Raw genomic sequence first — 19,826 nt, 5'->3', positions numbered from 1 at the left:
ATGTTAAGACCTGTAAAATATCTTGGACAACATTTTTTAAGTGATAAAAACATTGCGAAAAAAATTGCAGAGGCAATTAATCCACAACCTGATGATGTGATAGTTGAAATCGGTGCTGGTGAGGGTTTTTTGACGGAGCAATTTGCTGGAAAAGTTAAAAAAATTTTTGCAGTTGAAATTGATAAAAGAGCAGTTGATTTTTTGAAAGTTAGATTCGGCGATGAAAATCTTCGGGATAAGGTTGAAATTTTGCATTACGATTTTTTAAAACTTGATTTGAATCAGTTCAAAGAGTTTGGAAAAATAAGATTGGTTGGAAATATACCTTACAGCATTACAAGTTCAATCATATTTAAAGCAATAGAGAATAGACATATCGTTAAAGACCTCACCATAATGGTTCAACTTGAAGTTGCTTTGAGAATCGTTTCACCACCTGATGTTAAGGATTACAGCATTCTTTCGGTGATGTGTCAAGCGTATTCAAAGCCAGAGATTTTGTTTCGTGTTTCAAGAAATGTTTTCTATCCGAAGCCGAAGGTATCTTCTGCTGTCATACGGCTTGATTTTGAGATGGGCAAACTTGCGGAGAAAATTCTTGATGATTCATTTTTTAAAAAAATTGTTAAGACAGTTTTTAACAAGCGAAGAAAAATTTTAAAAAACACATTGAGCGAAATTTTTGACGAGCAAGTTTTATCACAAATAAATTTTGATCTGACAAAGAGACCTGAACAATTAACAGTTGAAGAGTTTATAGAACTCTCAAACGCACTTTACAAAATTGCCAGTCAGGATGAGGCGAAAATAAAGGTGGATACTAAATGATCCCGATTGCAAACCTTCGCAATCTTCACTTCGGGGACATTGTGAATATAACCTTTTACATTTTTTTGATTTTGCTTGCATTTTCGTTTTCAAATCAGGTTAAACTCTGGTGGATTGTCGTTTTGTTTAATCTGCTGATTATATTTTTCATCATTTATCTTGCTATCAAATGGGAGACAAACAATCCTGATATTTTTTCTGTTAAGAGATTTGTTCGTGAGTGGTATCTTCTGCCGTTGATACTTTTGACATTTAAAGAGATTTACTTTTACATCAATCTTCTCAATTTGCCAGATTACGATTGGATTTTGATAAAAATTGATTACTTGATTTTTGGAGAGCATCCGACCTATGTTTTGAGTAAAATCGCAAATCCGATTCTTACGGAAATTTTGCAGATTGCATATTCAACTTTTTATTTCTTGCCTGTTATACTTGCGTATGATTTTTATCGTCGTGGTGAAATTGATAAATATCGCTATGTTATGGCTACGGTTGTTTATGGTTTTTATCTTTCATACATTGGTTATCTTCTTGTCCCAGCAATTGGACCAAGGTTTACACTTCACGATTTTTTAAAACTTGATGATGAGCTCCCGGGCTTGCTTTTCACAAAGCCATTGCGTTGGATAATTAACACAGGTGAATCAATTCCTCCCGGCGTTCCAAATCCATGGGATTACGCACAAAGAGATGCTTTCCCGAGTGGACATACGCAACTTACGCTTGTGGTTATGTATCTTTCCGTTGTGATGAATTCAAAAACAAAGTATTTTCTGATTCCGGTTGGAATTTTGTTAATTTTTTCAACTGTGTATCTTCGTTATCATTATGTGATAGATTTGATTGCAGGTTTTTTATTTGCAGTCTTCACTTTGGCAACATCGCCATATCTTTTCAATCAATATGAAACAAAAATTGGATTACGAGATGGAGGAAAGAAGAGAGTTCAAACCGTATGTTCCAGCTGAATCTAAACTTCCAGAGATGACTTTTCGTGCCGTCTTTCTTGGAGTTATAATGGCGGTTGTTTTAGGTGCAGCGAATACATACATTGGATTGAAGGCAGGGATGACGATTTCTGCTACTTTTCCAGCTGCTGTTGTAGCGATGGCGGTTATGAGGATTTTGCGTGGTTCAATTCTTGAAGAAAACATCGCAAGGACAACTGCCTCGGTTGGTGAAGCTCTTGCAGCTGGGGCTATCTTTACAATTCCTGCTTTTGTGATTTCTGGCGTCTGGTCGGAGTTTAATTATTGGGAAAGCACTGTGATTATGCTCGTTGGCGGGGTGCTCGGTGTGTTGTTTATAATTATTTTGCGGAAACCTCTCGTTAGCGATCCGACTTTACCATATCCTGAAAGTGTCGCCTGCGCTGAAATGGTGAAAGCAGGTCAAAAAGGCGAAACAGGAGCAAAATATGTTTTCAGCATGATGGGTGTGTCTGCTTTGATTGAACTTTTTAAAAATAACCGTGGAATAAAACTTTTTGAGGAAACGATAAGTGGTTTTTTTGAATTTGGCAAATATAAAATTCAACTTTTCAGTGGTTCAAATCCAGTTGGAAATGCGCAAACCTACACGGGTGGTGTTTATCTTTCAACGCCTGTTGCTTCGCCAGCTTTAATCGGCGTTGGTTATATAATTGGTCCGAGATTATCTGCGGTTGCTTTTTCTGGTGGTGTTTTGGGGTGGTGGCTGTTTATTCCGCTTGCCATATTTTTTAACAGTGGATTGGAAGGATTTATTAAAAATAGCTCTGACTGGGAAAATTTAACAAATGCTGTATGGTATTATCAAGTAAGACCTATTGCGGTCGGGGCTATGATTGTTGGAGCATTTCACACGCTTTGGGGAATGAGGAAACAATTATTTGATGGAATTGTAAAAGGTTTAAAAGAAGCAAGGCAAATTAAAGCGCAGAACTTAACATATTCAAGATTGGAAGATGATCTGCCACTTCCGATGGTTATAGGTTCAACATTTTTGCTTGTGCTTCCGATTGTTTTGATTTATTATTATTTCACGCAGAATTTGTTAAGCGCCATAGTTGCTGGTCTTGTTATGACATTTACAGGGTTTTTATTTTCTGCAGTTGCGGGTTATCTTGTTGGAGTTATGGGTGGTTCAAATAATCCAATTTCGGGGTTGACGCTTTCTTCACTTGTCATATCTGCTGTGTTGATGGTTGCACTTGGTGTTAAAGGAACAAGAGGAGTTGAGGTTGTCCTCGGCGTTGCTGCTGTTGTATGCACTGCGCTTGGTATCGCTGGAGATATGCTTCAAGATTTGAAGGTTGGGCAATTGCTTGGTGGAACTCCAAGAAAAATGCAAATTGCGGAGATCATCGGTGTTATATTTACCGCTCTTGTCCTTGTCTTCCCGATGGCTATCCTTCACAAGGGAACAGAAGGAGGCATAGGTGGCAAGTATCTTCCAGCCCCACAGGCGGGTTTGATGTCGGTTATGTCAAAAGGAATTGTAAGCGGTGAAATAGCATGGCCATTGATAATTTTCGGCGGTGTTCTTGCGTTTGCTTTGATACTTTTGAAAACCCCATCTCCAACTTTAATCGCTGTTGGAATGTATCTTCCTTTTGAAACTACATCTGCAATATTCGTTGGTGGATTGATAAAATACATCGTTGATGTGATAGTCAAAAAAAGAAATTATCCTGAATCTGAAATCGTCAAGATAGAAAATCGTGGAATCCTTCTTGCTTCTGGATTTGTTGCGGGCGAATCAATTACAGGAGTTTTACTTGCTGGTTTGTATCTTTTGAATGTTAATTTGCCACACATTTCGGATAATCCTTTCATTGGATTGCTTGTTTTTCCACTTGTTGCTTTGATTTTAATTTTTGTTCCTTTGAAAGATACAAAATCAAATCCAGAGAAACGAAAATAAATTTATTGCTGTTAAACTTTTTGAAAACAACTTAAAACAAACTTGGTGAAGTCATCATGCGCTGGTCAATTCTGATTTTAGCTTTTTCAATTTTCATTTCAATGAATGTTAATTCACAATCACTAAAAGTTGGAGATAAAGCCCCGGACTTCAAACTTCCTTATGCCACAAAGGATACAATTGTTTTTTCTGGGATTAAATTATCTGACTTAATTGGAAAGAAAAATATCGTTCTTGCGTTTTATCCAGCCGATTGGAGTGGTGGGTGCACAACGCAGATGTGCACATTTAGAGATAATTTTGTTGAACTTTCAAAACTTGATGCTGAGGTTTTAGGAATAAGCGGTGATTATGTGTTTTCACATCGTGAATGGGCTAAAAGCTTAAATTTACCATTTAAACTTTTGAGCGATCATAAACACGAAGTTGCTAAACTTTATAATTCTTATGATGAGAATTCAGGTTATAACAAGCGAACTGTTTTTGTGATTGATAAGAGAGGGAACATTGCTTATATAAACTGGAAATACGGTGTTCGCGACCCCAAACATTTTGAGGAATTGCGGGAAGCGCTTGCAAGCTTAAAATAAATTTTGAATTGATAAAGTTTTGATGATTGAGTAAATTAGAGAAAAAAGATGCAAAGGTAATGAAGAATCAAGAAAAATTCACCCACCCATTGTTTGATTTTTCTGAGCGTAAATTATTGAATTTGAATAAGGAAAAAGAGATTGAAGCGCTGGAGTCATTACTTGATAACACTTATAGGTCAATTATGGGGAAAACTGGTGTTGCAACCCATATTTTAACGATGAATGATAGAGTTAGACGAGCAAGAAAAGATTTAGGTGTGTTTTTTACTCCACAGTGGGTTGTTGATTTTATGGTTAATTTGATAGAAGAAGAGAAATTGAATGAATTATCCAATATAAATCTTCTTGAGCCAGCATGTGGAATGTGCCAATTTTTATTAGGGATAAAAAGAAATAAGAAACACATATTTGATAATGCCACCATTAGAATTGGAGTAGAAATTAACAAAGAAATAGCAAAATATCTTTGCGAAAATAATCTTATTCCAGATATAGAAATTATCAATGAGGACTACCTTTTGTGGGAAGCCAATAAACACTTTGATATAATTTTAGGTAACCCGCCATATGGCATACCAAGTTTATCACCACATTACACGATAAAAGTTGATGACAAAACAAAATCAAAATATAAAAAGATATACGAAACTTGGTACGGAAAATACAATGTTTACGGTGCGTTCATAGAAAAATCCATAAAACTGCTTAAGGAAAATGGGCAACTTATATTTATTGTTCCTGCTACATTTATGATTTTAGATGAGTTCAAAAAATTGCGTGAATTTTTAGCAAGGAATGGAAAAACAGAAATAATTTATATGGGTTCTGATGTTTTTAAGCCAGAAGCAGATATTACTACGGTAATTTTGAAATTTACGAAATCCACAATTGAAAAGGGAAAATTACTCCTGTATGATTACAACAACGGAAAAATAAAATTACTAACCCAAAATAATGATTGGGCTGGCAATGTTATTTTATTTTCCACTGAGTTCAGCAAAAAAGTGGATAAACTTTGTAGCTTTCGTCTCGGCGATATTTATGATGTAAGAATTTCTCCACGAACTCCAGAAATCAAGCATAACCCAAATGTCATAAAATCCAAAGAGCATATTGAAAATAAAAATTTACTCCCAATTTTAAACGGTAGCAATTTGAAAATTGGAAAGATTGTATATAAATCTATAACAGGATATTGGATTGAAGCAGATAAAAAAACAAAATTAAGAAAATTCTTTAATAAACCACATATCGTCGTTGGATTAGGTTTCAGAGGGAATAGACAAATTGGCACAGCTTACGACCATAAAGCATACCCTTGGATGGGAGATGTATATCATCTTTTGAGGAAGCATACGCTAACTAATACAAAGTTTGACCTTGCCGATGAAGAAGTTGTTGAATTTCTTAATTCAGAGATTATCAAAAGGTATGTAAATGATGTTTTTAGAGATATAACATATCACTTTAGCATAACGCAGTTAAAGATACTGCCATTACCCACAAAGGATGAATTGAGAAAGTTGGAGGAAACATTACTATGACAAGAAATTGGAAAGAAGATTTAAATAAATTTGAGAACTTTCTCGGAAGTATAGACATGCAAAAATATGCTTACCTAAGAGAGATTAAAACCGTAGAACAAGACCTTCCCAAAGATTTATTGCCCCTTGAAATATATTACAGATATTACTGGGATACAACTGACTTTAAAGATTACGATGAAATCTTTGAAATTTATTGGAGTGAGAAACTAAATCCATGCATTTACAATTTCATAAAGAAATATTTTTATGGATGCTCTTTACAATTTGTAGAAGAGGGATTTAAAGCAAGATTATATAGGATTTGGATGTCTATTTTAACACAATTTCATTTTCAATATCTATGGAACGCCTTATTTGATGATAAATTGGTATCCACACCAGAGTTAGATATGATGGGAATGGATGCAATTTTAGATTTGAACGAAATGAAAATTGCAATTCAAGTTAAAAAAGTGTCATATAGAAGGGAAGCATCTCAGAGAGGATTTACAAAAAAGCAACGAACCTATGCAGATATTATTGTAGAAGCGCCATATTTAGTTATTGACATTGATGAAATAGAAAACAAAATTGCTAATTCAAAAGTAGGAGAGAGTAAGAAGAACGAATATATAAATCTTTTACGCATTTTTGAGGAAAACTTCTCTAAACTGGAAAATGGGTTTATAATTTTTAACGAAAAATATCTTAACCATGTACGAGAAGTAATACTTGATAAACTAAAAGTAACCGAAAAAGGCGAGAAAATAACCTATGATGAGATTTTAAAATGGTAAAACACTTCATGAATTTTAGAAGAAATACTTTGAGGAGAAAGGTAGCAAAACTTTGAGTCCCAACTTTGGAAAACCTGTAAGCTTGAATTGGAACGATGTGAAAAATTCTGAAACACATTTTCAAGCATTTATTCTTCAAAATCTTCAAGTTGAAAATAACAATTTTTATCCCGAAATTTTTGGAAGAAATATAGTTTGGATAGGAAATGAAGTTTTCGCAGGTTCTGGAATGCAAAAAATAGATTTAATGACGATAGAAAAAATAAACGAAACTCGCTTGCTTTTTAGGATAATTGAGTTAAAGCATCCAAAATCAAGAATGGGATTAAACTTTGCAAAAAGTCAATTAGAATACTACATAAATTGGGCTCGTGAAGATGTTGGTGGTCATATCAGAGGTGCTTTTCAATTTAACATAAAACCAATACTTTTAACTTTGACAAGAAGGTTTAGTAGTGTTTCACAAAATGTAAGGAATGAAATTCAAAGTTTGAGTTCTATTTCTTTTGAACCAGAAATTTGGGAGATTGATTTTACAGGTAAAGTGAATAAGGTTCTTTAATTTCAAAAACAAAAAAGGTAAATTGCTATGAATAACACGGACAAAATCCGTGAGGCAAAGAAGAAATGGCTTGAAAAGGCGCAAAATTCCGAAATGAAAAGAAGCGGGATAAAATTTACAACTTTAAGTGATATTGATGTCCAGATGTTATATACCCCGGACGATCTTGAAAACTTTGATTATATGGAAAAGCTTGGCTTCCCGGGTGAATATCCTTACACGAGAGGAATTCACTATAATATGTATCGTGGCAGATTGTGGACGATGAGGCAATTTGCGGGATTTGGAACCCCGGAAGATACGAATCAAAGATTTAAATTCTTGTTAAAGCATGGTCAAACAGGTTTGAGCGTTGCGTTTGATCTTCCAACTTTGATGGGTATTGATGCTGACGACCCGATGGCTGAAGGTGAAGTTGGTGTGTGCGGTGTGTCAGTGAGTTCACTTGCAGATATGGAAATTGTTTTTAAAGATATTCCGCTTGATCAAGTTTCAACATCAATGACGATAAATGCACCAGCTGCGATGATATGGGCTATGTATCTTGTTGTTGCGGAAAAACAAGGTGTTAAGTTCAATCAACTTCGTGGGACAATTCAAAATGATATTTTAAAAGAATACATTGCTCAGAAAGAGTGGATTTATCCGCCTGAGCCATCAATTAAGTTGATCGTTGATACAATTAGATTTGCAAAAGATTATGTTCCGCAGTGGAATCCAATTTCAATAAGCGGTTATCACATTCGTGAGGCGGGGGCAACGGCGGTTCAAGAGCTTGCTTTTACGCTTGCAGATGGTTTTGCTTATGTTGAAGCTTGTATAAATTCTGGGATGGATGTTGATGAATTTGCACCACGGCTTTCGTTCTTCTTTAACTCACATCTTGATTTCTTTGAAGAAATTGCCAAGTTCAGAGCAGCTCGTAGAATCTGGGCAAGATATATGCGTGAAAAATACGGTGCAAAAAATCCACGCTCGTGGATGTTAAGATTTCATACTCAAACCGCTGGATGTTCGCTTACAGCTCAACAACCAGAAAACAATATCGTCAGAACCGCATTTGAAGCGCTTGCTGCTGTTTTGGGTGGAACGCAGAGCTTGCACACAAACTCAATGGATGAGACATACGCTTTGCCGACGGAAAAAGCTGCTAAAATCGCTTTGAGAACTCAACAAATTATTGCTTATGAAATCGGCGTCGCAAATGTTATTGACCCGCTTGGGGGAAGTTATTACATTGAATCTCTTACGAACAAAATTGAAGAAGAAGTTGAAAAGTATTTCAGGAAAATTGAATCTTATTCATCAAACGGTTCAATGCTTGAAGGAGTTATAAAAGCAATTGAAGATGGATTTTTCCAGAGGGAAATTGCAGAATCTGCTTACAGATATCAGCAAGAACTGGACAGAAAAGAAAGAATAATTGTTGGGGTGAATGAATTTGTTGAAGATGAACCTGTTGAAATTCCAATTTTGAGAATTCCACCTGAGGTAGCAGACAAACAAAAGAAGCGCCTTGCAGAGGTGAGGGCAACGAGAAATCAGGATGAAGTGAAGCGTGCGCTTGCAGAATTAAGAAAAGCTGCTGAGGAAGATCAACCGCTTATGCCTAAAATTCTTGATTGTGTCAGAGCATATTGCACGCTTGGAGAAATGACATCAACTTTGAAAGAAGTTTGGGGTGTTTATCAAGAACCGCTTGTTTTTTAAAAATTCCAAGAAAATTACTCAAAACTTAAAGGAAAAGGAAGAGATTGGAGTTGATGATGTTTTAAAGTATGCTGAGAAAGTTGGTTTTCTTGTTCTTGCGGTTGGAACGGAAGTTAAAAATACAAAAGGATTCAAACCAAAGGAGTGGTAAAAGTTTGTGCTTGATTATGTTAAGTTAGCACGTCCGAAGCAGTGGATAAAAAATTTTTTCATATTCGCTCCGCTTGTCTTTTCACATCATCTTTTGAATTTTGAAAAGATAAAAACAGAAATACTTACATTTCTTGCTTTTTCATTTGTTGCATCGTCTGTTTATGTGATAAATGACATTGCTGATCGTGAATCTGATAGAGTTCATCCTGTTAAGAAAAATAGACCGATTGCATCTGGTCGTGTTAAAGTTTGGCAGGGTTTTGTTTTTGCATTTTTTCTTTTCGTTTGCGGTTTGATTTTTTCTTTAACTCTTAATTTCAAAGCTCGTTTTTTGATAATTTCATATTTTTTGATGATGGCTCTTTACTCTTTCAAGTTAAAGCATGTTGTTTTGCTTGATGTTTTTGTGATTGCCATTGGTTTTATGATGAGAGTTCTTGCTGGCGCTTATTCAATTGAGGTTGTTGTATCAAAGTGGCTTTTTATAACGACCCTTTTTCTTTCGCTTTTCCTTGCCATTTCAAAGAGAAGGATGGAGCTTTACTTTTCAATTCAAAATCCAAATTCAGGGGCTTTGGAGCAGAGAAAAGTTCTTGACGAGTATAACATAAGGTTTGCGGATCAGATGCTTGTTATAACTGCAGGCGGAGCTGTGATTTCATACGCTTTGTATACGATTTCCGAAAGGACTGTTTCACTTTTCAAGACGGAATCGTTGATATACACGACAATTTTTGTTCTTTATGGGATTTTCAGGTATATGTATTTGATTTATCAAAAGAAAAGCGGTGAAAATCCGACCGATGTAATTTTGGGTGATGCAGGGATAATTGTAAATGTTTTTCTCTGGCTTTTTGCGTGTATTTTGATAATTTATCGTGAGCAAATTTTTAAATTCTTTGGTTTGTTTTAAAAAAATTAACACTTGCGTTAAAATGAAAGAGAAGATAAGAATTGCCTCGGGTCAAGGTTTCTGGGGCGATTGGCTTGAAGCCCCGATTCATCAAGTAACAAAAGGACCGATTGATTATCTTGTTATGGATTATCTTGCGGAAGTTACGATGTCAATTTTACAGAAACAGAAGAAAAAAGACCCAAACCTTGGATATGCTCGCGATTTTGTGAATTTGATGGAAAGAATTTTGCCGATTATAGTTGAGAAGAATATAAAAGTTGTAACAAATGGCGGTGGTGTTAATCCGATTGCTTGCAGAGACGCGATTTTTAAAGTTGCTCAAAAACTTGGGATAAAGGGATTAAAAATTGGGGTTGTCTTTGGGGATGATATACTTGACAAAATTGATGATTTCATCAAGATGGGTGTTGATTTCAAAAATATGGACACAGGTGAAACGATTGATAAAATTCGCGATCGCATAACAAGTGCGAATGTTTATTTTGGAGCTTTCCCAGTTGCAGAAGCTTTAAAACAAGGTGCGCAGATAGTCATCACAGGAAGAGTTACAGATACGGGCATAACGCTTGCGCCGATGATTTATGAATTTGAATGGAGTGAAAATGATTATGATAAACTTGCAGCTGGAATAGTTGCGGGTCATATACTTGAATGTGGAGCTCAAGCAACAGGAGGAAATTTTGGATACGATTGGCGTTCTGTCCCAGATATGGCTCACATTGGATTTCCAATCGCAGAAGCTTATCCAAATGGCGAAATAATCATAACAAAACACGAAAACACGGGCGGGCTTGTAACTGTTCAAACTGTTACAGAACAACTTGTCTATGAGATTGGAGACCCGACAAATTATATAACTCCAGAGGTGATTGCGGATTTTACGACGATTAAACTTGAACAGGTTGGGAAGGATAGAGTCAGGGTTTACGGTGTTAAAGGAAAACCGCCGACGGAATTTTACAAAGTATCAATGTCGTATTTTGATGGTTATATGGCTGTTGGAACTTTGACTTACTCCTGGCCTGATGCACTTGAAAAGGCAAAAAAAGCAGATGAAATTATAAGAACGAGATTGAAAGATCTCGGGCTTGAATTTGATGAAATCCATACAGAGTTTCTTGGATATAATTCATGCCACGGTCCGCTTGCACATAAAATTGAAGAACCAAATGAAGTAGTTTTGAGAATTGCTGTAAGAGGCAAAAGTTTTGAAGCTGTTGATAGATTTGGAAGAGAAGTTCCTGCTCTTATCTTAACAGGTCCACCTGGGGTAACTGGTTTTGGCGGTGGGCGTCCGCATCCAAGCGAAGTGATAGCTTACTGGCCAACCTTGATCCCGAAAAAATTTGTCAAACCAGAAATAATTGTTGAAGAAATTTAAAAATAAAAAATCAAATTAAATGAATTCGTTAAGCTTTCGTTATCTTTTTCCCAAATATGGTGGCGTCACGAAGTTGTTCATTGATTATATTTACAACTTCAAAAATGTCAGCAAATTTTATGCGCATGACTTTGGAAATTTTGAAAATCTTGGCGAGCTAATTGAAAATGTTTTGAAAAGTTATAAAAATCGTGCGAAAGTTGTTGAAATTTTGAAAAAGCAAAATTCCTTGTATGGAAATTTTTCAGCGGAAAAAAATCTTGAACTGCTCTCAAAGGATAACACGCTTGCGGTTGTAACTGGGCAACAAGTTGGACTTTTCAGCGGACCTCTTTACACAATTTTTAAAATCATAACGACGATAAAGTTATCGGCTTTTCTATCTGAAAAATTCACAGATTATAACTTCGTTCCCGTCTTTTATCTTGAAAGCGAAGACCACGATTTTTTTGAAGCAAACAACGCAAAAATTTTTAACTCAAAAAACGAACTCATTAAAATTGAATTCAATCCTGACGAAACGAAAAAAGAAAATTATGGTCCAGTTGGCGAAATCAAATTCAACCAGCGAATCAATGATACACTAAAAAATCTTGAAGTTGAGCTTCAAGACACGGAGTTTAAAAATGATTTGCTTGGCTTACTTCGTTCATCATATTACGAAGGCGCTAACTTTGCGGAGGCGTTTGCAAAATTTGTCGGTGAATTATTTAAAGATTGGGGGTTGATTTTTTTGAATCCAAACGATGCTGATTTAAAAAAACTTCTTGTGCCAATTTTTGAAAAAGAAATAGATGAACATCCAAAACTTTCTTCATTGATAATTGATGTGAGTGCGGAGCTTGAAGAAGATTATCACGCACAGATTAAACCACGACCGATAAATCTTTTTATGTTTTACAAAGGTGGAAGATATCCAATAGAGCCAGCTGATGAGGAAGGAATTTTCAGGTTAAAAGGCGTTCGTTTTAAATTCAGCAGAGGGGAATTGAAAAACATTCTTGATTCAAATCCTCAACTTTTGAGTCCAAATGTTGTGTTAAGACCAATTTGTCAAGATGTTCTGCTTCCAACGATTTCTTATGTTGCTGGTCCATCTGAAATTGCATACTTTGCACAGCTTAAACCAGCATACTTTTATTTCAATGTCCCGATGCCAGTTATATTCCCGAGGATAAGTGCAACTTTAATTGAGCCAAAGATTAAGAAAATAATTGAAAAGTATGATGTTGATATAAGAGAGATTTTTTCGGACATTTCTTCGGTTGTAAAGAAAATTTTAATTTCAAGTTCTGATGTTGATATTGATGCCTTTTTCAATGTTGTGAAATCACGCTTTGATGCTTTGCTTGATGAGGTGAAAGATTTTGTTTCAAAAGTTGACCCGAATCTTTCAGGTGCTGTTGATAATTCAAGAGCGAAAATTCTTTATCACATAAACAGCATTTACGAGAAGACGCTTTCGGCACATCAAAAGAAAAATGAAATCATCGCAGGGCAAATTGAAAAATTGAAGATCAATTTATTCCCAGAAGAAGAATTGCAGGAGAGAATTTTAAACATCACTTATTTTCTCAACAAATATGGATTTGATTTAATTGAGAAATTATTCAACGAGTTTGACGCTTTTGATTTCAACCATCAAATTGTTTATCTCTGAAACTTACCTTTGTATTATTTTTTCTGGTTCTTTCCCGAGATTTTCAAGTTCAAATTTTGCTGATGTTGCAAGTTCGGAGTTTGGATATTTTTCAATGAATTTTTGATAATAAATTTTTGCTTTCTTGTAATCATTCAGTTCGTTTGCGTGGATAAAGCCGAGCATAAATAAAGAGTTCATTCCTTCTTTTGTATTTGGGTATGTTTCGTAAATTTTCTCAAAAATCTTCACTGCTTCTTTTGGCATTCGCAAATCGTTTAGATAAATCTGTGCGAGTTTGAAAAGGGCTTCGGGTTATTTCGGGTCTTTTGGGTTCTTTTGAACAAAGAGATTGTAAAGTTCAATTGCAGTTTTGAAATTCTTCTTTCTGTATTCGTTGTCTGCTTTTTCAAGAAGTGATAAATCGTTTTTCTTTGAGCAACTTGCGATGGATAGAACGATGATTAAAACAAAGGTTTTTATCTTCACTTTCTCTGTGATTTTATTTTTTGGTAAAATTTAAATTCTCGTCTAATAAAAGTCAAGATGATTGTGCGAATTTGAATTTTTGTTTTGGATTTTTTAATTTCTTTTTGAGCGATGGAGTCCGCTCCTAAATGTTCCGATTTACTCGGAACTGATGACTCCTACTTTTAGTCAAAAAAATGGCTAAAAGTAGGAGTTTTTTTTTATTTTAGAAGAAACTTTCTCAAATTTTGAAAATTCAAAAATTGTTTGGTGATTTGATTAACTTTATTGATAAGCATGACTATCAAAGGAGTGCTCCACTTACGAGGGACGAAATTAAATCGTGGAAATTAGTGCTTGAGTATTTTTCTGGCAAAGATGGGATTATAAGATTTTAACACGAAATTATAAAAACAAAAATAGTTTACAGATGAACGCAACCAAAAGTAAGGCAATTAAAGCTGTCGTTTTGCTTGGCTTTGTAAGTTTATTTGCGGATGTGACTTATGAAGGAGCTCGTGGAATTACAGGTCCATTTCTTTACACTCTTGGAGCGAGTGCAGGGATTGTCGGTTTAGTCAGCGGTCTGGGTGAGCTTACAGGTTATGGAGTTAGGCTGATCTCGGGTTATATATCTGATAAGATCAGGCGCTACTGGTTGATGACAGTGCTTGGTTATTTTATCAATCTTGTTTCAGTTCCGTTGCTTGCTTTTGCTGGAAAATGGGAAATTGCATCGGTTTTGATAATTGCAGAAAGATTTGGGAAAGCTGTGAGAACGCCCGCAAGAGATACAATTATCTCTTATGCTTCATCAAACATTGGATACGGAAAAGGTTTTGCTCTACACGAGGTTCTTGATCAAATTGGAGCAATAGTTGGACCTTTGATTGTTGCGAGCGTAATTTATGCAAGTAATTCATACAAAAATGCTTTTTTAATCCTTGGAATCCCTGCTTTGCTTTCACTTGCAACTCTTATCGCAACTATGATTATTTATCCAAATCCTGAAAAACTTGAAGTCAAAGATGAGAAAAAAGGCACAGATAGATTTGGGAAAATTTTCTTAATTTATCTCGTGTTCACCGCATTGACGATTTGCGGTTATCCACATTTTCAACTTGTTTCGTATCATTTTAAGAAAATTCAAATTGTTGGTGATGAGATTATACCTGTTTTATTTGCTGTTGCGATGGGGGTTGATGCTTTGACTGCTATTGTCGCTGGATTTTTGTTTGACAGATTTAGATTGAAAATTTTATTTCTTATCCCGATTTTTTCAATGCCGATTACAATTCTTGCTTTTGGGATTGATAATTTAATTGCGGTTATTTTTTCTGTTATTTTGTGGGGAATTGTGATGGGATTTCAAGAGACAATTATGAAGTCGGCAATTGCAGAGTTAGTCACTGCTGAAAGAAGAGGATTTGCTTTTGGAATTTTTCACGGCTTATTCGGTCTGGCGTGGTTTGTTGGAAGTTTCATAATGGGGAAGTTATATGAAGTGTCAATTTTTTATCTTGTTTTATTTTCAATCGCACTTCAAGTTTTGTCTTTGCTTTTTTATCTCAATTTGCGCTGCTTTGATCACGCTTGAAAAAGTTGAAGTCGTCAGGTATTCGCCGGGGAAAAATTGAGAGAATTGGAAAAGTTTTTGATTTTTTGTAAATTTGCAAAGCATAATTTACAAACCATTTCTTGTGTGAAATGTTTGAAGAGCTTACGCAAAAATTTGAATTGCTTTTCAAGAAGATACGAGGTCAGGCGCGCATAACGGAGTCAAACATTGCTGAAACGATGCGCGAAATAAGGCGAGTTCTTCTTGAAGCGGATGTGAATTATAAAGTTGTGAAGGATTTTACCGAAAGAGTTCAGCAAAAGGCAATAGGTCAGGAAGTATTGCGAAGCATAACGCCCGGGCAAATGCTTATAAAGATAATTTACGATGAGCTTGTCGCTTTGATGGGTTCAACCCGGGCGGATATAAAGTTTTCGCCAAATCCTCCGACAGTGATAATGGTTGTTGGATTGCAAGGTTCGGGTAAGACGACATTTTGCGCTAAACTTGCAAATCATTTAAAGCACAAAGGACGTCATCCTCTTCTTGTTGCTGCGGATATACATCGCCCGGCTGCAATTGAGCAGTTAAAGCAACTTGGAGAGCAAATTCAAGTTCCCGTGTTTTCAATTGATTCAAATGCGGATGCGGTTCAAATAGCGGTTAATTCAATTGATTATGCGAGAAAAAATTATAGAGATGTCGTTATAATTGACACCGCTGGAAGAATGCACATAGATGAGGAAATGATGCAAGAGGTTGAAAGAATCAAGGAAGCGGTGAAACCGACAGAAATTTTATTCGTCGTTGATTCAATGACAGGTCAGGAAGCGGTAAATGTTGCTAAGGAGTTTAACGATAGATTAAACTTTGATGGAGTTGTTCTGACAAAGCTTGATGGAGATGCTCGTGGTGGAGCTGCTCTTTCAATTAAAGCGGTTGTTAATAAGCCGATAAAATTTGTAAGTGTTGGTGAAAAGCTTGACGCTCTTGAGCCGTTTTATCCGGATCGTATGGCTTCAAGAATTCTGGGAATGGGTGATATAATCACGCTTGTTGAAAAAGCACAAAAACAGGTTGATGAGGAAAAAGCACGCAAGCTAGAGGAGAAGTTAAGGAAAAATCAATTCACACTTGAAGATTTCAGAGAGCAAATTCGTGAGATAAGGAAGATGGGACCTTTAAGGGAAATTTTAAGTATGATTCCTGGAGTTGGGAGCGCACTCAGAAATGTTGATATAGATGAGAAGGAACTTGTCAAAATTGAGGCGATAATAAATTCAATGACTCCGGAAGAGAGAAGGAAACCGCAGATTATAAATGCAAGCAGAAAAAGAAGAATTGCTATGGGAAGCGGGACAACAGTTCAAGATGTTAATAGATTGTTGAAACAATTTGAAGAGATGCAAAAATTATTGAAGCAATTGAATCGTGGAAGGTTTAAGGGTTTTAAAATTCCATTTTAGTTAAAAACAAAAAGAGGAGAAAATTGGCGGTTAAGATTCGTTTGCAGAGGTTCGGAAAAAAGAAACAACCTTTTTACAGGATCGTTGTTGCAGATTCAAGAGAGCCAAGAGATGGAAAGTATATTGAATCGGTTGGATGGTATAATCCACTTCCAGAACCAATGCAGGTTGAAATCAAGGAGGATAGAGTGATCCATTGGTTAAAGAAAGGAGCTATCCCGACGGATACAGTTAAAGCTCTATTGCGGAGAAAGGGAATCTGGTTGAAGTGGTCTTTGATGAAGCAAGGTAAGGATGAAGCTTTTATTCAAGCGGAATATGAGAAATGGCTTCAACTCCAAATTGACAGAGAAAAGCGAGAAAAGGAGAAGAAAGAACGTAGAAGATTAAAGAAGAAACAAAAAGGAGCAACTCAGGAAGGTTCTGGGCAGGGAGAGGCGCCATCTCAGGAAAGTTAATTTCTTGATGGTGACGCCCTCCAAATATAAACTGAAACACTACGGAGGGCTGGAAAAATGCGTGAATTTCTGGAATTTATCGCAAAGCATTTAGTTGACAAGCCAGAAGATGTTAAGATAACGATGGAAGACAGGGAGAATCGTGTGATATTCAGATTGCAAGTTGGACAAGGTGATGTTGGCAAGGTTATTGGTAGAAGAGGGAGAACCGCAAATGCAATGCGCGTTTTATTGAGCGCAGTTGCTGCAAAGGAAGGAAAAAGAGCGGTGCTTGAAATTTTGCAATGATGAATTAACTCTTTGATCTTCGCTTGATTGTGCTTTACAAAGATAAGATAAGATGTGAAAATGTGGCTGAAATATGTAATCACATTTTTTGTGTTTGGATTAAGTAGTGCAATTGCTGACGACGATGTGTCAAAGGAAAAAATTTTGCTTCCGGATTCGGTTTGCAAAAGAAAATTTGAGATGATTGATAAGGAGAAATTTGATGAGTTGATTGAAAAATCAAGAGAATTGCAGAAGAGGAGCGAGATGATGATGGAAAAGTATCGCAAGATGCTTGAGGAATCAAAGGAAATTCAAGAAAGGTTGAAAGGACTTGAATTGATGGAGGATTTGAAAAGGCATCTTGCTTATGTTGAAGCAGGTAAGTTTTTTGATGATACTGGTTTGATAATTGGACGCAGAAAGTATTTTATCCGAATCTGGAAGCATCCACCGAAGGAGTTGTTTAATATGCCAACGAAACCTATGAAATAATTTTGTTTGAAACAGATGGGTGATTTGTGTATAATTGGAAAAATTTTGAGACCTTATGGTCTCAGAGGACAAGTATGTGTTAAGCCAATTACTGATTTTGTTGAGAGATTTAAAAAGTTAAAGCGTGTCTATGTTGGCGATAATCCAGTTGAAGTTGAGGAACATCAGGTTGTGAGTTCTTTTTTGAGAGATGAAGATGTGATTTTGAAATTTAAGGGAGTAAATGATAGAACAAGCGCTGAATCGTTCTCTGGAAAATTTATCTATATTCCGGAAGAAGAACTTGTTCCGCTTCCCGAGGACTCTTTTTATGTCCATGATTTGATCGGTTTAAAAGTTTACGATACGAATGGGAATAAAATTGGAGTGATAACGGATGTGTGGCTTCTTCCAGCAAACGATGTTTATGTGGTTGAGTCAAAGGGAAAGGAAATTTTGATCCCTGCTATAAAAGATGTTGTAAAAGAAGTTGACCTTGAAAAAAAGATGATGATAATTGAGTTGATTGAAGGTTTAATTTGATGGAGTTCGGGAGGTGATGAGAATATGAGAATAGATATAATAACAGCTGTTCCGAAGATATTTGAAAGTCCATTGAATGCAAGCATAATCAAAAGAGCTCGTGAAAAAGGACTTGTTGAAATTTATGTCCACGATTTGCACGATTATGGAATTGGCAGATACAGACAGATTGATGATCATCCGTATGGTGGTGGCTCGGGAATGATTTTAAGACCTGAACCAATTTTTGAATGCATTGAAAAATTGAAAAGCGAGAGAGAATATGACGAGATAATTTTTTTAACTCCAGATGGAGAACTTTTCAATCAGAAGATGGCAAATGAATTCGCAAAACTTAACAATATAATTTTGCTCTGCGGACATTACAAGGGAGTTGATGAAAGAGTAAGAGAAGCGCTTGTCACTAAGGAAGTATCAATTGGAGATTATGTCTTAACAGGCGGAGAATTGCCAGCGCTTGTAGTAATAGATGCGACAATTCGTCTTATACCCGGAGTTTTAAACGATATTGAATCAGCGATGACTGATTCTTTTCAAACAGGTCTTCTTGATCATCCGCATTACACAAGACCTGCGGAATATAGAGGAATGAAAGTCCCAGAAGTTTTACTTTCTGGAAATCATGAGTTGATAAGAAAATGGAGATATGAAAAAGCACTTGAAAAAACGCTGAAAAGAAGGAAGGATTTGTTAAACAAAATTACAGGAGATGATAAAAATGGATAAGGTGAAACTCGTTGAATCAAAATACCTTAAAACGGACATACCGGATTTCAAGCCCGGTGACACTGTTTCTGTTCATGTCAAAGTTGTTGAAGGTGATAAGGAGAGAATTCAGGAATTTGAGGGAATTGTGATTTCAAGGCGAGGTAGTGGTTTGAATGAGACATTTACCGTGCGGAAAATTAGCGATGGCGTTGGTGTTGAGAGAATTTTCCCGATTCATTCCCCGTCAATTGCAAAGATTGAAGTTAAGAAGCGTGGCTCTGTAAGAAGGGCGAAACTTTATTATTTGCGTGAGATGAGCTCAAAACAAGTCAGACAAAAAACTTCAGAGTAATTCACGGAGACACGCTTTTGGCGTGTCTCTTTATTTATTTTTAAAACAAGAATGGTGTCGTAGAATGTTAAAACCTGGCGATAGAATTCCAAATTTTTCTGGCATGTGCACAGATGGAAGGATTATAACTTCAGATGATTTAAAAGGGAAATGGACTGTTTTATTTTTTTATCCAAAGGCGTTTACGCCGGGTTGCACAAAAGAAATTTGTAACATTCGTGATGGTTATGGGTTTCTTTCAAAGTATGATGTAAATGTTTTGGGCGTAAGCAAGGATGATGTTGAGACGCAGAAGAAGTTTAAAGAAAGATACAATTTCCCGTATGAGATGATCGCAGATGAAAATGCCAATGTGATTAAAGCGTTTGGAGTTTCTGGGATCTTGGGGTTTGCAAAAAGAGTTACATTTATCATAAATCCAGATGGCGAAATCGCTTATGTGATTGATAAAGTGAAGGTTTCGGAACATTATCGGCAAATTATTGATGCTCTTGAAAAAGTTTTAAAGCCAAATTGAAAA

At 36.0% G+C, this 19,826-nt stretch carries 24 protein-coding genes, 1 pseudogene and 1 riboswitch; of the genes and pseudogenes, 22 read left to right on the top strand and 3 right to left on the bottom strand.

Translation table 11 applies throughout. The features are described 5' to 3' along the window. The 12 genes from rsmA to bshC are packed head-to-tail and all read left to right on the top strand — an operon-like array spanning position 1 to position 13,033. Positions 1–828 (top strand): 16S rRNA (adenine(1518)-N(6)/adenine(1519)-N(6))-dimethyltransferase RsmA, encoded by an 828-nt coding sequence (rsmA, locus tag AWW83_RS03290; protein ID WP_092348452.1) that lies wholly within the window; start codon positions 1–3, stop codon positions 826–828. Next, on the top strand, positions 825–1,799 hold the full coding sequence (locus AWW83_RS03285; RefSeq protein WP_092348449.1) for a phosphatase PAP2 family protein: 975 nt from the start codon (positions 825–827) through the stop codon (positions 1,797–1,799). The genes rsmA and AWW83_RS03285 overlap by 4 nt, the downstream gene beginning before the upstream one ends. After that, the gene (locus tag AWW83_RS03280) at positions 1,759–3,735 is read left to right on the top strand and encodes an OPT family oligopeptide transporter (protein WP_092348446.1); all 1,977 of its coding nucleotides are present in this window, start codon (positions 1,759–1,761) and stop codon (positions 3,733–3,735) included. Before AWW83_RS03285 ends, AWW83_RS03280 begins: the two co-directional genes overlap by 41 nt. A gap of 56 nt (positions 3,736–3,791) precedes the next feature. Continuing rightward, entirely contained in the window at positions 3,792–4,325 is a 534-nt protein-coding gene (locus tag AWW83_RS03275; RefSeq protein WP_092348443.1) for a redoxin domain-containing protein, read from the top strand. 26 nt (positions 4,326–4,351) lie between these two features. Beyond that, positions 4,352–5,872, top strand: coding sequence for an N-6 DNA methylase family protein (locus tag AWW83_RS03270; RefSeq protein WP_234697233.1), 1,521 nt, complete (start codon positions 4,352–4,354; stop codon positions 5,870–5,872). Continuing rightward, entirely contained in the window at positions 5,869–6,651 is a 783-nt protein-coding gene (locus AWW83_RS03265) for a TaqI family restriction endonuclease (protein ID WP_092348440.1), read from the top strand. Before AWW83_RS03270 ends, AWW83_RS03265 begins: the two co-directional genes overlap by 4 nt. A 52-nt stretch (positions 6,652–6,703) precedes the next feature. Then, positions 6,704–7,213 carry a PDDEXK family nuclease gene (locus AWW83_RS03260; RefSeq protein WP_092348437.1) on the top strand — a complete coding sequence of 170 codons (510 nt, stop codon included), beginning with the start codon at positions 6,704–6,706 and terminating at the stop codon, positions 7,211–7,213. Positions 7,214–7,240: 27 nt separating this feature from the next. Next, a complete protein-coding gene (locus AWW83_RS03255) occupies positions 7,241–8,923 on the top strand; it encodes an acyl-CoA mutase large subunit family protein (RefSeq protein ID WP_092348434.1) in 1,683 nt (560 codons plus the stop codon). Further along, the gene (locus AWW83_RS09875) at positions 8,913–9,074 is read left to right on the top strand and encodes a hypothetical protein (protein ID WP_159421095.1); all 162 of its coding nucleotides are present in this window, start codon (positions 8,913–8,915) and stop codon (positions 9,072–9,074) included. Before AWW83_RS03255 ends, AWW83_RS09875 begins: the two co-directional genes overlap by 11 nt. 6 nt (positions 9,075–9,080) lie before the next feature. Next, positions 9,081–9,989 (top strand): decaprenyl-phosphate phosphoribosyltransferase, encoded by a 909-nt coding sequence (locus AWW83_RS03250; RefSeq protein ID WP_092348431.1) that lies wholly within the window; start codon positions 9,081–9,083, stop codon positions 9,987–9,989. Positions 9,990–10,011: 22 nt separating this feature from the next. Continuing rightward, positions 10,012–11,373 carry an acyclic terpene utilization AtuA family protein gene (locus tag AWW83_RS03245; RefSeq protein ID WP_092348427.1) on the top strand — a complete coding sequence of 454 codons (1,362 nt, stop codon included), beginning with the start codon at positions 10,012–10,014 and terminating at the stop codon, positions 11,371–11,373. 19 nt (positions 11,374–11,392) lie between these two features. Continuing rightward, positions 11,393–13,033 (top strand): bacillithiol biosynthesis cysteine-adding enzyme BshC, encoded by a 1,641-nt coding sequence (bshC, locus tag AWW83_RS03240; RefSeq protein ID WP_092348424.1) that lies wholly within the window; start codon positions 11,393–11,395, stop codon positions 13,031–13,033. Positions 13,034–13,036: 3 nt separating this feature from the next. Here the strand turns inward: bshC and AWW83_RS03235 are convergent, their stop codons facing one another. The 3 genes and pseudogenes from AWW83_RS03235 to AWW83_RS09870 all read right to left on the bottom strand — a co-directional run bounded on the left by AWW83_RS03235 (position 13,037) and on the right by AWW83_RS09870 (position 13,501). Then, a complete protein-coding gene (locus AWW83_RS03235; RefSeq protein WP_268761450.1) occupies positions 13,037–13,198 on the bottom strand; it encodes a tetratricopeptide repeat protein in 162 nt (53 codons plus the stop codon). 36 nt (positions 13,199–13,234) lie between these two features. Beyond that, positions 13,235–13,312, bottom strand: a pseudogene (locus AWW83_RS10115) (hypothetical protein); the annotation flags it as partial. Between the two features lie 15 nt (positions 13,313–13,327). Beyond that, entirely contained in the window at positions 13,328–13,501 is a 174-nt protein-coding gene (locus AWW83_RS09870; protein WP_159421094.1) for a hypothetical protein, read from the bottom strand. 98 nt (positions 13,502–13,599) lie between these two features. Then, positions 13,600–13,669, top strand: a riboswitch (Fluoride riboswitch). An 86-nt stretch (positions 13,670–13,755) separates the two neighbouring features. On the opposite strand from AWW83_RS09870, the gene AWW83_RS10110 reads away from it, so the two are divergent. The 10 genes from AWW83_RS10110 to AWW83_RS03190 all read left to right on the top strand — a co-directional run bounded on the left by AWW83_RS10110 (position 13,756) and on the right by AWW83_RS03190 (position 19,823). Continuing rightward, positions 13,756–13,878: a hypothetical protein gene (locus AWW83_RS10110; RefSeq protein WP_268761448.1), complete on the top strand. Its 123-nt coding sequence runs from the start codon at positions 13,756–13,758 to the stop codon at positions 13,876–13,878. A gap of 32 nt (positions 13,879–13,910) precedes the next feature. Then, positions 13,911–15,077: an MFS transporter gene (locus tag AWW83_RS03230; RefSeq protein WP_092348419.1), complete on the top strand. Its 1,167-nt coding sequence runs from the start codon at positions 13,911–13,913 to the stop codon at positions 15,075–15,077. Positions 15,078–15,187: 110 nt separating this feature from the next. After that, on the top strand, positions 15,188–16,504 hold the full coding sequence (gene ffh / locus AWW83_RS03225; protein WP_092348415.1) for a signal recognition particle protein: 1,317 nt from the start codon (positions 15,188–15,190) through the stop codon (positions 16,502–16,504). A gap of 23 nt (positions 16,505–16,527) precedes the next feature. Beyond that, the gene (rpsP, locus tag AWW83_RS03220; RefSeq protein WP_092348412.1) at positions 16,528–16,962 is read left to right on the top strand and encodes a 30S ribosomal protein S16; all 435 of its coding nucleotides are present in this window, start codon (positions 16,528–16,530) and stop codon (positions 16,960–16,962) included. 57 nt (positions 16,963–17,019) lie between these two features. Beyond that, positions 17,020–17,250 carry a KH domain-containing protein gene (locus AWW83_RS03215; RefSeq protein WP_092348408.1) on the top strand — a complete coding sequence of 77 codons (231 nt, stop codon included), beginning with the start codon at positions 17,020–17,022 and terminating at the stop codon, positions 17,248–17,250. Between the two features lie 60 nt (positions 17,251–17,310). Then, positions 17,311–17,724 carry a hypothetical protein gene (locus AWW83_RS03210; RefSeq protein WP_092348402.1) on the top strand — a complete coding sequence of 138 codons (414 nt, stop codon included), beginning with the start codon at positions 17,311–17,313 and terminating at the stop codon, positions 17,722–17,724. 15 nt (positions 17,725–17,739) lie between these two features. Continuing rightward, the gene (rimM, locus tag AWW83_RS03205; RefSeq protein ID WP_092348399.1) at positions 17,740–18,246 is read left to right on the top strand and encodes a ribosome maturation factor RimM; all 507 of its coding nucleotides are present in this window, start codon (positions 17,740–17,742) and stop codon (positions 18,244–18,246) included. A gap of 24 nt (positions 18,247–18,270) precedes the next feature. Further along, entirely contained in the window at positions 18,271–18,972 is a 702-nt protein-coding gene (trmD, locus tag AWW83_RS03200; RefSeq protein ID WP_092348386.1) for a tRNA (guanosine(37)-N1)-methyltransferase TrmD, read from the top strand. Then, positions 18,965–19,306 (top strand): 50S ribosomal protein L19, encoded by a 342-nt coding sequence (gene rplS / locus AWW83_RS03195; RefSeq protein WP_092348378.1) that lies wholly within the window; start codon positions 18,965–18,967, stop codon positions 19,304–19,306. Before trmD ends, rplS begins: the two co-directional genes overlap by 8 nt. Positions 19,307–19,370: 64 nt before the next feature. Continuing rightward, entirely contained in the window at positions 19,371–19,823 is a 453-nt protein-coding gene (locus AWW83_RS03190; protein ID WP_092348375.1) for a peroxiredoxin, read from the top strand. Positions 19,824–19,826 lie beyond the last annotated feature (3 nt).

This window comes from Candidatus Chryseopegocella kryptomonas (assembly GCF_001536065.1).
GTDB classification, from domain to species: Bacteria; Bacteroidota; Ignavibacteria; order Kryptoniales; family Kryptoniaceae; genus Kryptonium; species Kryptonium kryptomonas.
This window is presented reverse-complemented; position numbering and strand designations above follow the sequence as displayed.

Bases quoted from the DNA above. Each gene is read 5' to 3' on its own strand.
- rsmA (WP_092348452.1), top strand. From the start codon at position 1: ATGTTAAGACCTGTAAAATATCTTGGACAACATTTTTTAAGTGATAAA.
- AWW83_RS03285 (WP_092348449.1), top strand. From the start codon at position 825: ATGATCCCGATTGCAAACCTTCGCAATCTTCACTTCGGGGACATTGTG.
- AWW83_RS03280 (WP_092348446.1), top strand. From the start codon at position 1,759: ATGGAGGAAAGAAGAGAGTTCAAACCGTATGTTCCAGCTGAATCTAAA.
- AWW83_RS03275 (WP_092348443.1), top strand. From the start codon at position 3,792: ATGCGCTGGTCAATTCTGATTTTAGCTTTTTCAATTTTCATTTCAATG.
- AWW83_RS03265 (WP_092348440.1), top strand. From the start codon at position 5,869: ATGACAAGAAATTGGAAAGAAGATTTAAATAAATTTGAGAACTTTCTC.
- AWW83_RS03255 (WP_092348434.1), top strand. From the start codon at position 7,241: ATGAATAACACGGACAAAATCCGTGAGGCAAAGAAGAAATGGCTTGAA.
- AWW83_RS03245 (WP_092348427.1), top strand. From the start codon at position 10,012: ATGAAAGAGAAGATAAGAATTGCCTCGGGTCAAGGTTTCTGGGGCGAT.
- bshC (WP_092348424.1), top strand. From the start codon at position 11,393: ATGAATTCGTTAAGCTTTCGTTATCTTTTTCCCAAATATGGTGGCGTC.
- AWW83_RS03235 (WP_268761450.1), bottom strand. From the start codon at position 13,198: ATGCTCGGCTTTATCCACGCAAACGAACTGAATGATTACAAGAAAGCA.
- AWW83_RS03230 (WP_092348419.1), top strand. From the start codon at position 13,911: ATGAACGCAACCAAAAGTAAGGCAATTAAAGCTGTCGTTTTGCTTGGC.
- ffh (WP_092348415.1), top strand. From the start codon at position 15,188: ATGTTTGAAGAGCTTACGCAAAAATTTGAATTGCTTTTCAAGAAGATA.
- AWW83_RS03215 (WP_092348408.1), top strand. From the start codon at position 17,020: ATGCGTGAATTTCTGGAATTTATCGCAAAGCATTTAGTTGACAAGCCA.
- AWW83_RS03210 (WP_092348402.1), top strand. From the start codon at position 17,311: ATGTGGCTGAAATATGTAATCACATTTTTTGTGTTTGGATTAAGTAGT.
- rimM (WP_092348399.1), top strand. From the start codon at position 17,740: ATGGGTGATTTGTGTATAATTGGAAAAATTTTGAGACCTTATGGTCTC.
- trmD (WP_092348386.1), top strand. From the start codon at position 18,271: ATGAGAATAGATATAATAACAGCTGTTCCGAAGATATTTGAAAGTCCA.
- rplS (WP_092348378.1), top strand. From the start codon at position 18,965: ATGGATAAGGTGAAACTCGTTGAATCAAAATACCTTAAAACGGACATA.
- AWW83_RS03190 (WP_092348375.1), top strand. From the start codon at position 19,371: ATGTTAAAACCTGGCGATAGAATTCCAAATTTTTCTGGCATGTGCACA.